Genomic DNA, 15,244 nt, shown 5'->3' with positions numbered 1-15,244 from the left:
GCTGCGGCCTTATTTTCGAGTTATCGTTCACGCAGGGCCTCACCAGCTCTATTCAAAGGTTTCATGAGATAGGCCAAAACCGTTTTCTCACCTGTGCGAATTTCTGTCATCGCTACCATGCCGGGCATGATGGGATGTTTTTTTCCATCTTTTGTCGTCAGATAGCTGTTTTCGGTCAAAACGTAGGCGCGATAATAATTGATTTTTTTATCGACATCGTCCTGTATCGAGTCAGGTGAAACCGTGACCACTTTGGCCGATAGTGAACCGTAAATAGCTGAATCATAGGCTGTGATTTTTACATTTGCTTCCTGATCCGGATGGATAAATGCGATATCGCGCGGGCTTAAGCGTGCTTCGATCAACAATTGATCGCCAAGTGGCACAATCTCCATCAAAACACCACCGGGTGCAACAATACCGCCAATCGTTGTTACGCGGATATCCTTGACGATGCCTCGCGCAGGAGACCGAATAACAGTCCGGCTTAAAAGATCGTTCAAGCCTTCCTTGGTCTTGAGCAATGGTTCCAGATCGGCCATCGTTTTGGCATAGTCGGCCCGCAAAGCAACGTAATATTCACTCCGCGTTGCCGCCAGACGAGATGTCAACTCGGCAGCATTCTGCCGCAAGCGCAATACCTCCACTTCACTTGCAGCGCCTGTCTTCAGCAATGGTTGGGCGATCTGAACTTCATTTTCAGCAAGTTTTTGCTGTTCCGTTAAGTTCATAACATTGCTTTGAAAAGCTTGGCGATTGGTAAAAAACAGTTCGCGTTCACGTTCTATCACATCTTTGGAATCTTTGATTTCATCGGGAAAAGTTACATCATCACGATTGTTAATCTCAGCATCAAGGCGGGCTGCACGAGCTTGCAGCGCAATGATCTTTGCCAAGGTTTCCTCGACATTGGCGCGCGCTTTGGCAGGATCAAGGGAAGCAAGTTTCTGCCCTTCCTCGACAATATCACCTTCACGAACATCCAATTCGGCAAGGATCCCTCCTTCCAAATTCTGAATAATTTGTCCCCGAGACGCAGGCGTTACCTTGCCTTCACCGATGGCAACCTCGTTCAGTTCAGCGAAATAGGCCCACACAATAAACACACCGATTGCTAAAATCATAATCCACAACATGACGCGTGTTTTGTTTGCGATGTTACGGACTTTTACCAGACTATCGACATCCATCGATTTTAAACCTTTCTTGGTGCAGGACGGCGCTGTGAACCATTCTCTGTCTGTTCTGGCGTTTGTGCCGTGGTGGTGTTTGCCAGCAATGCATCCTTGGGGCCGTCCCGCACGATGCGACCGTTTTCAATAACGATGATACGGTCAACGAGAGACAAAACCGGATAACGATGTGTGGCTACAATGAGAGTACGATCGCCCAGCCAATTTCCCATCCGTTCTAAAACCGCCAATTCTGAAGCTTCATCCAATGATGCTGTCGGCTCATCCAAAATAAGCGTATTGGGAGATCTCAGATACATCCGGCTTAAAAGTATTGCCTGTTTTTGACCGCCAGACAAACCAACGCCACTTTCACGAAGCTTGAGATCTAAGCCATGCGGTTGATTCAATACCAGCTGGTCCGCGCAGGTCATCTTTAAGGCTTCGAGCAATTGCTCATCATTGGCCAACGGATTTCCGATAAGTAGATTTTCCCGCAGCGTCCCATAGAAGAGGCTGCTTTCTTGCAAAACGGCGCCAACGTCACGGCGGATATCGGCGATATCAATCATCTTCAACGGGGTACCATCCAGCTGCACCTGACCTTGAACCGGTGCAGTCAACCCTGCAAGCATACGCAAAAAGGTAGATTTTCCTGCGCCAACACGACCCAAAACGGCTATCTTCTCTCCCGCCTTGATACGCAACTTGGGAATGATAAGTGCTGGCTTTTCTTCAGGCCCGTATGCATAGAGAACGTTGTCGAATTCATATTTACCGATGATATTCGGTTTATGGTAATATTCCGACTTTGCATCGTGATCGACTGGTAGCGTCAGCAAACCATCCAGCGCTTTCTTGCCCACACGTGCATTTTGCAATTTACTCAAAACAGCGGGCACCTGAGCCAACGGCGCAATTGTCCGGCTGGTAAGGATGGAACATGCAAGCACTGCACCAAAAGAAAGCTGGCTATCCAAGATGCCATAAACACCCGCAATTACGACCCCCACATAGGCAAGCTGCTGAATCATTTGTGAAAAGTTCATCAATAAAGAAGCGATACGACGCTGTTTCAGGCTGATGTCGCCGCTAACCTTGTTCACTTCATTCCACAGGCGGCGAAAACGCGGTTCGGCCTGCAGCAGTTTAATATCTTCAGCGCGATAGATAGATTCCATCAAAATGGCATTACGCAATGTAGACTCGTCCATGCCTTGGTTGGATAGCTTGGCAAGAGGAATCTGGGCGATGATACCGGGCAAAACAATAAGCGGAATTGCCGCGACAGGCACCCAGACAAGAGGCCCGCCCAGTGACCAGATGATAAAAAGAAAAGCGACAACAAACGGCAAATCGATCAAGACACCAAGTGTACTCGACGTCAGCAGTTCGCGCATTTGATCCAGATCGCGTAATTGCGAAATCAAAGTGCCAGGCGATCGCGGACGTGCGTCATTGCGAATATTCAATGTACGCGCGTAGAACATGGCCGATAATTTCAAGTCGGCCTGTTTTCCGAAATGGTCTGTCACGGCGACACGCGCAGTCTTCATGCATAATTCTAAAATTAGTGCGATGGCTACGCCGGATGCTAAAACCCACAGAGTGTTGATTGCTCTTCCTGGAACCACACGGTCCCATACCTGCATTGCAAAAAGCGAGGTCCCGATCGCCAGTAAATTGCCAAATAAAGCGCCGAGACAAAGCTGTCCGATGATCGTCCAGTTCGAAGTAAAAATACCGCGCAGCCAAGACTCGGGTTTCTCTTCGAGATAACGGTCCAAACGATCTTCACGCACAGACTGGCGACGGTTTAAAAGCAGCACGCGTATCTTTGATGTATCAGCCAGATCCTTAAGCGATACCTGTCGTTCGAAAACAGAACCTTCGACGCTGAAATGAACCGTCAGTGTATCTCTGGAAACCTTTGTGACAAGACCCACCGTGTCCTTTAACTCGGTGATACAAGGCAGCATTGCACTAGAGATTGTTTCAAGATCAATTGTGATGAATTGCGCATCAAGACCGGATGCATAAGCAATATCAACAATAGTATCATCTTGCTGATGACCGGCCGACCAAGTGGCTGCATTGCGCACAAGTTCTGGCGAGGCAGATGTGCTGAGCTCTCGCGATGCCAATAGGATGATATCAACCCATGCTTCAATCGGAAGCGAGGGTTTTGCATTTTGTTCGTCAACGGACATTTTTGTTTCCATTTTATTGTGCGCCCTCACGGATACGTGCAACGAATTGTCCAACAGCAGAATATGCTTTCACGCGCGCATTGAGCCTGTCGGATTGGGCGACAATAAAGTCACTTTCGGCCATGAAGGTATCCCGCTCTGCTCCCACAACGTCAGTCAAAGGCCGTTTGTTTAGTGTATATTGTTGCCAATAAAGATCGCGCGATGATAGCGAAAGGGTCATCATTTCCCGCGCGTTGCTCATACGTGCTTCGGCACCTGAACCTTCGGTTTCGGCTGAACCCAAGGTGGTTCTCGTCGTCATTAAATCATTGTCACGTGCCTGCTTTGCCGCACGCAATTCTGCTTGTGATGCTTCGATTTGATATTTTTCTTTTTTGCCGACAGAAAAACTGCCGCTTAATTGCAACCCGACAAATGTACTGTCATTCGTGACATTCCGATTACCTGTTGCCTTCGATTGGCTGACGCCTAGACTGACTGACGGAAAGCGGTCAGCTTTGGCAAGCTTCAACCGTTGTTCGGCAGCATGCACTTCGGCGGTTGCTGCCAATACAGAGGGGGTATTATCAACATTATCCGTGCTGCGGCGCAAACGGTTGATGAAATTGGTTGTATCAGCCAAACTTGCCACGCGCTGGGGACGTATTCCTGTCATCTCAGCAAAACGACCAGCCGCCACATCATACTTGGTTTGGGCTGCCAAAAGGTCTGACTTGGCACGTTGCATGGCAACATCTGCCTGATTGAGATCAGCCACATCGGAAAGACCAGCTTTCACACGTTGTGAAATTTTGTCCCGTGTATCGGTCAAGGCTTTCACTTCTCTATTGGCAGCCTTGATTGTCTCCTGTGCACCGGAAAGCTCGATGAATATGGAAGCCATGGTATAAGCTACCTGTTCCATCGTATCGTTAAGCAAATGTTGCTGCTTATCATATGTAGCCTTTGCGGCACCGACACGGCTTGAAGTCCGTCCGAAATCATAAATCAGCTGATTGGCCCCCACGGTACCGCTCACGGTCGTATTATTATCGTTAGACGTGTTACTGGTGCTGCCATAACGACTATAACCAGGATTTAACCCATATTGTATTGTGGGATACCAAGCTGATTTTTCCACTGCAACTTGCGCATTGCTTTGCGCAACAACTGCGGTTGCACGGCCGATATCAGGATGGCGGGCGAGCGCAACACCGATAGCGTTTTGCAGCGAGATCCCCTCGATCGCAACATTTTTTCTCTCGCCGCGCAGTTGCACATCTTCAACTTTTCCACCCGCATCTGTCGCAGATGCTGTATGTGCTGGCACGTGGCGTACAATACGCGGTTGAGGCGTGGTACATCCGCTGACAAAAGCATACGGCAAAAGAACGAGCGCCATCGACCGGCTAAGGCCGATAAATCCGAGTACGTCCGAAAGCCTTCTGCGCAAATAAGTATTATTACCCGCCATATTGAACATTACCTGCGTCAGCCCAAACGTTGATGGTGATCAGTTTCACGCGGTTCACCCGCCATCATTTGACGGACGAGTGCAGCATCCTGAAAATCATTCATGTGATTTCGCGCGTTCAATCCGGTATTTTGCAACTGAGCCATGTAGGGCGCAATGCGCTCTCGCATCGCGGTGGGAAGGCCGAGAAGTTCAGAGGCACCCGCACGTGGAGTGATCACTCCGAGAGGAGCACCAACCAAAAGCCAGTTCACCATATGGAAAATAGGTGCCCAACCATTACCAACGTAATTTTCAATGTCCATCATGCGCGGCAAACGGTGGTCAAAACAGGCGCGAAGCTCCTGATAGCGGTCAGAACGAGGAAGATTGGCAACATCTTTCCAGAACCGCGTATCTTGGCGGCCGCCATCATAATGCATGCGCAGAAAATCGCGAATGCCTGCCCAACTTTCATTGTTGGATCGATTGAAGGATTCAATCGTATTATTCCCAATGACGCCGCGACCATCAATCAGGATTTTTTCAACATTGCGCAATTCTTCGAGCATTTGGCCGATCGACGTTGCTTCCAGCGGCTCGACAAATCCCGAAGCCAAGCCCAGAGCCACAACATTATTGCGCCAGACGGTTTCGAAATTCCCAGGATCGAAACGGATCAATTGCTGAGGCTCAATTGCGTGCCCCACATATTGTTCTGCTTCTTTTTTTGCCTGATCTTCACTGATATGTTTACTGGAGAAAACATATCCAGCTCCCACACGTTCCTGTAAAGGAATTTGCCACATCCAACCAGAATTCATAGCGACAGCACGTGTCAACAATGCCGGATTTTTACCTGGATGCGGCATGTGGAACGGTATCGCACGATCCAAGATCAGTTGATCACTGAAAGACCGCCATTTCTCTTTGTAAGTTTCACCAATACCAATGCGTCGTAGACCGGAAGCGTCAACAACAAAATCAACAGGTATTTCCTCACCTTCGGCTTTCAGGGCATAGGTCAAACCTTCCGGTGTCAAAAGCAGTTTGTCCACTTTAACCTGCCGATTGGATACACCGCGCTTACAAGCCAATGTCTTCAGGTAGTTGGCAACTTTATAGCTGTCAAAATGATAAGATGGCGCAAGACCGCTTCGCTTCGTCGCCAAAACTGCGCGTGCTTCAAGTTGCGAAGCATTGTCTGCGATCAAAGAAAATCCTGGGAAGAAGCTATGAAGATCTGCACCGGCCGAAACGCGTGCAGCCAAAAGCGGCATAATACCGAAAGCAATAAATTCCAGCTCGTTAACCTGTTCACCCACCATTGGAAAGAGATGATAATATTCATCTTGCTTTCCGCCATCGCGCCACCCTTCATAAGCAAATCCAAGTTTGAAAGCCGCTCCGGTCTCACGGACAAACTCGTCAATCTCGATATTGTTTCGGTGAAGCGCCTGAACAAGATTGAGCAACCCACCTTCACCAACGCCGATAATGCCTTTATTTGGATCTTCCAAAACAAGAATTTCTACCGCGGAACTAAATATACGGCGAAGCGTTAAGGCAGCGAACCACCCCGCAGTGCCGCCACCAATAATTGCTATGCGTTTTGCCTGTCTTAAATCGATCAATGTACCCATCTCCTATGCGGAATCAAAGATGGACGTGAGTCATCACGTCCATCCATTGGCTCAGTTTTCAGACTACGATCTGGTGATTTGCCAGTAGCTCTTCCAAACTTGTATTGGTGCCAACCAGCGTTATGAGTTCTTGTGAACCGAAGGCACCACCAGCCCCATCTCTGTCAATACTCAAAATCGTATTGCCGTCCTGGTGTGTCACCGACAGATATTGGCTTATATTATCGCCAGCATCGATCGTTGGTGTACCATTGATGTAATGAGCCGGACCATCCGCATCGGCGGTATAGCCGATGAGCAACTTCGACACATCAATACGGTCTGCCCCTGGAGTAGCTTCGTAAGTACCAATCGTAAAGCCGTTAACGGTATCATGACCATTGCCGCCTGTTCCATCATTGGCATCGATTAACTCATACAGAAGTGTATCTTTGCCGCCAGCGCTTCCATGTGTCAAATTAAAGGTATCATTACCACCACGTCCATTGAAGATGTTATCACCGGAATTATCGGTAAATGTATCCGCATAATTCGTGCCGTAAATTCCTTCAATATTCGAGAACTTGGCCGTGTTGTAACCGGTGTTTTGATAGCCCGTCAGACTCAGATCAACTGTAATGCCATTTGTCGCATTGCGATAATCGACAATATCTTCACCACCGGTATCACTCCAGGATTTTTCTCCAGATATTGTGACAGTACCGCCGCCACCTTCATAAGCATCTGTTCCAAGGCCTGCAATGAAGGTATCATTGTAACCAGTCCCAACAATACCATTACCATGGTTGGCGTTGTTGTTCGCTGTATCAGACTCTGCTGTCAGAACATAGGCATGGTTGGCTTCACCAGCTTTCAAGCCTGTCCAAGCGGAATTGACATTCTCAATGACGTTGCCACCAAGACTTGCCAAACCACCAACATCCGCAGACTGACCATTCACATTGCGCAGCAAAGCAAGAGAGTAAGTTTCGTTCGGATCAAGTCCATAGAAATCTACGATTGCCGTACTGTCATTCGTTTGGTTACCTGACTGAGGATTTAGCACCTGTGTTGCAACCAGTTCCCCCTTGGAGTTGTAAAGCTGAACTGTGTTTCCATAAAGCGCATTGATCCCTTCCTTATCCAAGATCTTGAAATGAAGCGCTGTACCATAAGCAACAGTATTCTCGTTCTTGATAAATTTCGTGTTTCCTTTCTGGGTAAAGACCAATAGATCTTTAGCACCGTCATAATCCACATCAATAGAAACAGCACCCGTTACGGAATCGTTGTTCACATTGCCAGTTATGTAATCGCCTTGCCAAACCGTTCCGATTGTATTGTTACCACCTAAAAGGTTGGTTGTAGTAAAGCTGGTAGCTGACGATGTACTGGTGTTGGTATAGAGATTGATGGCTCCCACATTGCCTTGGGCAGTCATTCCTCCTTGATAACCGAGACCAGGCAGCTCAATGATATCCATCTTGCCATCATGGTTCCAGTCGACCGCCAAAGACGCACCACCTTGTAGAGTGTCCCCCATCCAATGCATACCCGTGGCAGCACCTACACCCGTTGCTTGACCGGCTGTTTGGTTATACATCAATTTTCCAGTCCCATCATTAAAGTAGATGCGACTTTCATATTGACTGTGACCAGATACAGCATAACCACGACCGATGAACAAATCCATATAACCGTCGCCATTAAAATCGGCCCAAGTCATAGAAACGCCGTTACCAAACATAGCATCCGCTTCGTTTCTTTGGAAAAAGTCTGCTAGTACTTGTGTTGTGTTCCAGCTTCCATCGCCATTATTAGAAGCGACTACTAAACGATAAGTGTTATAAGGAGCTGTACTGGTTGATCCTGCACCACCTATTTTACTATAACTTTCCGTAGCGTGATAAACGATATCAATCGTACCATCGTTATTAAGATCAACACCAGATAATTCCATGTCGGGCATAGCATTGCCCCAGTTTGTTGATGCGGGCGAATTGCTTGCTATTTCTGCCGGTTGTCCTGTTTGCCCATATAATGGGTTTGGAATGTTATTTCTCGACTGATCAATCGTAAATTGCCAATCTTTTAACATGCCAGAGAACGTACCATCAATGTTCATAAGGAAAGCGCTTGAAACACCACCTCTAGATTGAGGATCATATGGTGTTTGATCCCCGTAGGCTAAGTCTACATAACCATCACCAGTTTTATCGAACGCAACCACACCACCAAACCAAACGTAAACATTAGCATCAGTGTTTGCGTTAGCTCTAACTTCACCGGTTGTACCATTACTACCGATACGTGGATCATAACCAACCGTTCTAGGTGTGAAGGTACCATCACCATTATAAATAAACGCCTGCTGACCATTATTAAAAGTACTGTCAGTACCAAAGAAGTCCATATAACCATCACGATTATAGTCCATCCAAGATCCATTTTGAACCAAGTTGGTATTACTGTAGACACCTGAATTAGCAGTTACTTGGCTAGCAACCTTTTGGACATCAAACGAACCTACTGAACCATTATCCGTACCATTTTGACGCATAATTGCCTGATTAGAGAAGATTAACCAGTTGCCATGTTCGTCATAGGTAACGCCTGTGGCTTTTTCACTTGGATTCGCACCACCCGAACCAACATTCACAGTTGGTGTTGGATCGATGGTCAGCTCATTTGGTGTGTTGTCACGGGTGATTTCACCTGCCGAATTTTTCAAGACAGCGACAACGTCATAAGTACCAACAGCCAAGGCTTGGCTATCTGGTATTTGCACGTACCAAGTGTTGTTGCGTGGGTCGACGACAACAGCACCATTCTGTGAAGAATAGGTCACATTATTGATCGTCACTTCAACATATTCACCCGGACGGATATCAAAGCCTGTCGAACCGGACACAATCGGTGTTGTATCAGTCGTTTGAAGTTCATTGACATTCACGACCAATTCAACATGCAGATTGGCCTGATTGGAGGACGCACCGACATTGCCGGCAATATCCTCAATCTTAGCAACAAATCCATTGTCAGACATGTGCTTGAGGTCAGGTAGATCATAAGTCCACTTCCAACTGCCGTCAGAAGCTTGCGCAACGGTTGCCGTGCCAAGACGAACACCATTATTGTAGATAACAATAATTTCGTCAGTCTGCAGCGCTTTATTCAAGCTACCGTTCAAAGTAGGATTACGATCATCTGTGGTCGGGTGCTGCGTGAAGCCAAAGGCATCACCCTGTTCAGCACCAACATGGTCGGCATAACTGTCAATTGTAACAGCTGCATCAGACACGCTGTTATCAACAACAACCAATGGATTGCTTGAACTTGGGCCAGCATTTCCAGCGGCGTCTCGAACAACCGTTTCAACCACATAGCTGCCATCAGCAAGCGGCGTGCCATTGCTATTGTCAACAATGTACTCACCAGTGGTGGTGTCTTTTACCGCCTTAACCCAACCATTAGCATCTGGTGTGACACCTTGCTTGGTCACGCGAAGCCAGACCGTGTCTCCTTCTTCAACGCCATTCACCGCAATGGTATATTTAAGTGTCCCATCTTGGGTGATGAAGTCATCCGCCAGAACACCGGTATCGTCGGTAATTTTGCTTAAGGTTGCCGTACCAATTGGATCAACTGTATCGACCGTTAATGTAAACGGATCGGATACGGTGCCTGCATTCCCTGCCTGATCGGTGATCTTAACCGTATAGGTATAAGTGCCATCACTAAGGCCGGAATTGGCCGCATCATCACCAACTTGGTAAGACCAGTTGCCATTATTGTCGACCACAGCATAGCCTGGCAATGCCACACCATCCTGATAGACCACAAGGACATCACCAGCATGCAATCCTGCGACTGTTCCCTTGAGCAAAGGTGCACGGTCATTGGTTGTTGTACCGCTGCCATAATCAGCCATATTTGGATCAATATTATCCAGATATACCGTGATCTTGACCTCGTTACCATCAGTTGGGCCACTTGTATCAATGACAATGGTTGTTGCAGGCGGTGTTGTGGTATTCGGGTTGCCTGCAGCATCACGTACAATGGTTTCTACCGTATAGGTACCATCATTAAGCGGGTTATAGTTCGGGCTTTTTGGATCGTCACAATCGACAACATATTTGCCTGTTGCTGTATCCAATGTTGCCTGCACCCATGCACCAGCTTGACCACCTTGTGGCGTAATCCGCATCCAGACGGTTTCGCCTGCGGCTTCATTCACATTGGTAGCATTGATCGTGAAGACCAAAGCCTTATCGCTGGTCACGAAGTCCGTCGAAGATGAACCTGTGTCATCGGTAATTGCTTCAAGTGTTGCAGAACCGACAGGGCCAGTCAAATCAACGGTTAAGCCAAAGTCATTGGAACCACTGCCATCGACACCGACATTGTTAACAACCACAGCCTTGAAGCTATAGTCACCCTCGCCCAACTCTTGATCTGATGTCAGCTGGTATTCCCAAGTCTTTCCATCTTGGCCAATTGTAGCAATACCCAAGTCTCTCGTCCCATTGGCATCGGTAATACGAATAACAATAGTATCACCTGCCTGAAGGCCTTCGACCGTACCAGATAGTTTTGGCATCGTATCGTCGGTTGTTTGACCTGATTGCGTGATGAAGCCCTGGAATGCACCCTGATCGTCTTCAAAACCATTGATATGAACAACAGCTTCAATATTACCACCTGTTTGGATGGTTATATCCTTTGATGTAGACGTTGTAGAGTTACCTGCGGCATCACGAATAATGGTTTCTACAGTGTATTGACCAGCAGCCAATACCTGTTCGGTTGCAGCCGCATTATGGTCGACCTGATAAGTCCCATCGCTCTGCAACGTTGCCTGTATCCACTCGCCTGCGGAACCGTCCTTTGGAGTGATGCGGATCCATACAGTATCGCCACTCTGCAACGTACCAGTGACTTTGACGGTATAAATCAAGGTCTGGTCACTGGTGTTAAAGTCGCCAGCAACACCAGTATCATCACTGATAGCAATCAATTCAGCTGATACACCTTGAGGTGGTGTTGTATCAACAGTAAGCGTAAAGTCAGCTGTATCACCAATATTGCCGCCCTTGTCTTCAACCGTCGCGGTGAACGTATAATCACCTTCCGAAAGTGCCTGTTTATCAGAGACTTGCAAGGACCATTCACCACCAGAACCTGCCGTCACATAGTCAAAGTCAATAACTTTGCCATCAGGACCTACCGCCGTAATGTGGATACGGTCGCCTTCTTCAGCTCCCGTCAGTGTTCCTTTAAGTTCAGGTGTTTTATCATCGGTTTTTTGGCCTGATTGATTAACAAAACCAGTATATACACCAACATTATCTTCAAAACCGTCAATCGTTACTGTTGCGCTGGAAGGCTGGGTATCGATGGTGACGGTCTGCTTACCAGCTGTACCATTATTACCGGCACCGTCTTTGACAACCGTTTCAATCTGATAGTTGCCATCGCTCAGTTCCTGACCTGCGGCTGTCCGGTTGACCTGATAGGTACCATCCGACTGCAATGTGGCCTGAACCCACTCACCCGGTGTTCCAAGTTTGCCATCACTGTTGATGCGTGTGATACGCATCCACACTGTATCACCCTGTTGAACGCCATTGGCCTCAATCTTGTAAACCAAGGTCGTGTCATTGGTGACAAAGTCTCCGGCAACACCATTGTCGTCGCTAACCGACAACAAGCTTGCTGTACCATCAGGCTTGGTCAGATCAACATTGACTGTAAAATCTGTACCAGCACTCACATTGCCGGCCTTATCGGTGGCTGTGACCGTCACGTCATGAAGACCAGGCTGAAGTTCAGACACCGTAACCGACCATGTCCCATCAGACTTCACTGTCGTGGTGCCAATCACATTGCCATTCTCATCATGAATGGTGATCGTCGAGCCAGGCTCGCCATCCTTGCCGTTGAATGTCGGGGTCTTGTCATCGGTTGCCTGACCACTCGTCAATGGTGGCAATGGTGGTGACTGGAAGTCACCAACATCATCTGTCACATCAAACTTCGGCGCATCAGGGGCTACCGTATCAACATTCACACTGGCTGTGGCAGTATCGGTCTGGCCGGTGCCATCTGTTGCCTTGATCGTGAAGTCAACCTTCCCTTCTGGAAGGTTGGTTGTCGGTGTAATACGCCATTCACCCGTCACACTATCAGCAACAGCTGTGCCAACCGTGATCGTCTGACCACTCGCATTCACATACGTCACAACAACATTTGCACCAGGCTTGGCATCACCAACAAGAACACCCTTGGCGTCGTTGGTCAAACCACCCGTATTGATATGCTCCGGTGTGCCGACATTGTCTTCATAATGACTGAAGCTGACCTTCACACCGCTGGTGTCAACCGTGAAGGTCAAATCATCACTGGCATCACTCTTGTTGCCAGCAAGATCAACAACTTCATAATAGATCTTGTGTTCACCATCCGAAAGTTTCGAAGAGTCAACACTCCACTTGCCATCGGCACCAACCGTTGCTGTTGCAATCGGAACATTCGGCGTCGCGCTGTTACGGTCATAAATGTAAACCGTTGCTCCAGCTTCAGAAGCTGGCTGCTGACCGGAGAAGGTCGGATTGGCATCATCGGTTGGCGCACTGCCATCAATATTGCCAGGAACATTCACGTCATCTGTCGCTATGATCTTGCCGCTCACAACTGGTTTAACCGTATCAAGCGTAATATGGTAACCACCCGTCGGCGCACTTTCCTGTCCGGCAGCATCAACAATCGTTGCTGTGAAGCTATAATCACCCTGAGCCGTCAAACCGGTCTTGAGTTCATAACTCCAATTTTGATTGCTGTCGACTTTCGTCGTATCAACCAGAACCTTCTGTCCGTCCGGACCAACCATGTAAATGTTGATCGTGGCTCCAATAACACTGCCCGTACCCTCCAGGATCGGCGTTGCATCATTCGTCAGACCATCCTTTTGAACAAGCACCTTCGTCGTGCTGCCATCAGGGTTCACATTGTCATAAATGAAGTCAAGTGTTGGAGGTTCCGGCTTCTCGGTCACAACCGTGAAGTTCCATGGGGTCGTTGCAGGACCTTCATTGCCGGCAAAGTCTACAGGCTTGGCTGTGAAGATATAGTCGCCAGCACCCAATGGTGGCTTCGGTGTGAAGCTCCACGAACCATTCTCATTCACAACACCCTTGCCAAGCAACGTCGTATTGCCGTCCTTGTCGGTGTTGTAAACATTGATATAGGCAACTTCCTTCGGATCAACCGCTCCTTCTGTCAGATCCTGATAGGTCGGGGTCGTATCATCCGTCGTCGTACCACGGTCAATCACAAGATCCTTAACAGGACCATAATCATCCCAAAGCTGGATGGTGTCTTCTGTCAATGCTCCTGGAGGTGTAACGTCATAGTCAATCACAAAGTTAGAGCTGTTGCCAGCATTGCCACCCTTGTCCTCAACTGTCGCGGTAAACGTATAGTGACCTTCCGTCGTAAACTTCTGGTTTTCAGACACCTGAAGGTTCCAGGATCCATTGCCTGCAGCAATCACATAGCCAAAGTCAATAACCTTGCCATCAGGACCTACCGCCGTAATGTGGATACGGTCACCTTCTTCAGCCCCCGTCAATGTTCCATGAAGCTTCGGTGTCGAATCATCACTCTTTTGACCCGATACCGTGTAATCATGCTGCTCCAAACCAACATTATCTTCAAAACCGTCAATCGTTACTGTGGCACTGGAAGGTTTAAGATCAATAATGATCTGCTGATCGTTTGATTTTGAGGCATTGCCAGCACTATCGCGCACGATGGTTTCGATGGTGTATGTGCCATCGGCAAGAGCAAATTGTGGCTGGTTGCGGTCAACCGCATAACTTCCATCAGACTGCAATGTAGCCTGCAGCCATTCACTGGATGTACCGTCAGACTTGACAATACGCATCCATACCGTGTCGCCGCTTTCAAGCGTGCCCGTCACATTGATCTTATAGACAAGCGTATTGTCGCTTGTCAGGAAGTCTGTCGGATCAGAACCACGATCTTCACTGATAGCAACAAGCGAGGCCGTTGCAGACGGTCCCTGCGTATCAACAACAACCGTGAAGTCTGTGCCGCCACTTTCATTGCCGGCAGGATCGGTTGCGGTAATCGTCAGATCATGATCACCCTCGCCCAATGGACGGGTGGTAATTGTCCAGTTGCCATCCTTGTCGACAACCGTCTCGCCAACAACCGTGCCATCCTTGTCCTTGATCTGGATCGTCGAGCCTGGCTCGCCATCCTTACCATTAAACGTTGGGGTCTGGTCATCGGTCGGCTGGCCCGAGATGATCTCGCCCTGCTTCTCGCCAACATCATCAATGACCTTGTCAATCACCGGCGCTTTCGGCGCGGTCAGATCAATCGTCATATCAAAGCCGGTCGAGGCATCATTGCCCGCCGCATTCTTCGCGGTTGCTGTAAACTGGTAGCTGCCTTCATCAAGCGCTGTTTGCGGCGTCAATGTCCACTCACCTGCAGCATTGGCAACAGCCGTACCAATCACCTTGCCATTCTGGTCGGTAATGGTCACTGTCGCATTCGGATTGGCTTTACCAACAAAGGTCGGCGTCCGGTCATTGGTCACACCACCACTGGTGATATTGCCCAAAACTGGATCCTGATCGTCAATTACCTTGGTGATCGTGATCTCAACCTTTGAACTGTCAATGGTGAAGTCAAGCGAGTCACTTGGATCACTCTCATTGCCAGCCGGATCCGTCACTGTCGTGGTGATCGAATGGTCACCATCTTCCAATT

The 15,244-nt window shown here is 48.3% G+C and carries 5 protein-coding genes; all 5 read right to left on the bottom strand.

Annotation, left to right across the window (positions count from 1 at the left end; all coding sequences use genetic code 11):
• Positions 1–20: 20 nt before the first annotated feature.
• The 5 genes from ACYSNS_RS13445 to ACYSNS_RS13425 are packed head-to-tail and all read right to left on the bottom strand — an operon-like array spanning position 21 to position 15,209.
• Positions 21–1,190 carry an HlyD family efflux transporter periplasmic adaptor subunit gene (locus ACYSNS_RS13445; RefSeq protein WP_461723686.1) on the bottom strand — a complete coding sequence of 390 codons (1,170 nt, stop codon included), beginning with the start codon at positions 1,188–1,190 and terminating at the stop codon, positions 21–23.
• Between the two features lie 5 nt (positions 1,191–1,195).
• Positions 1,196–3,382 (bottom strand): type I secretion system permease/ATPase, encoded by a 2,187-nt coding sequence (locus ACYSNS_RS13440; protein WP_461723685.1) that lies wholly within the window; start codon positions 3,380–3,382, stop codon positions 1,196–1,198.
• A 13-nt stretch (positions 3,383–3,395) separates the two neighbouring features.
• Positions 3,396–4,838 (bottom strand): TolC family protein, encoded by a 1,443-nt coding sequence (locus ACYSNS_RS13435; protein ID WP_461723684.1) that lies wholly within the window; start codon positions 4,836–4,838, stop codon positions 3,396–3,398.
• Positions 4,839–4,855: 17 nt separating this feature from the next.
• Positions 4,856–6,460 (bottom strand): tryptophan halogenase family protein, encoded by a 1,605-nt coding sequence (locus ACYSNS_RS13430; RefSeq protein WP_461723683.1) that lies wholly within the window; start codon positions 6,458–6,460, stop codon positions 4,856–4,858.
• Between the two features lie 58 nt (positions 6,461–6,518).
• Positions 6,519–15,209, bottom strand: coding sequence for an Ig-like domain-containing protein (locus ACYSNS_RS13425; protein ID WP_461723682.1), 8,691 nt, complete (start codon positions 15,207–15,209; stop codon positions 6,519–6,521).
• Between the last annotated feature and the right edge of the window lie 35 nt (positions 15,210–15,244).

The organism is Bartonella sp. LJL80, from assembly GCF_054871565.1.
This window is presented reverse-complemented; position numbering and strand designations above follow the sequence as displayed.

Bases quoted from the DNA above. Each gene is read 5' to 3' on its own strand.
- ACYSNS_RS13445 (WP_461723686.1), bottom strand. From the start codon at position 1,190: ATGGATGTCGATAGTCTGGTAAAAGTCCGTAACATCGCAAACAAAACA.
- ACYSNS_RS13440 (WP_461723685.1), bottom strand. From the start codon at position 3,382: ATGTCCGTTGACGAACAAAATGCAAAACCCTCGCTTCCGATTGAAGCA.
- ACYSNS_RS13435 (WP_461723684.1), bottom strand. From the start codon at position 4,838: ATGGCGGGTAATAATACTTATTTGCGCAGAAGGCTTTCGGACGTACTC.
- ACYSNS_RS13430 (WP_461723683.1), bottom strand. From the start codon at position 6,460: ATGGGTACATTGATCGATTTAAGACAGGCAAAACGCATAGCAATTATT.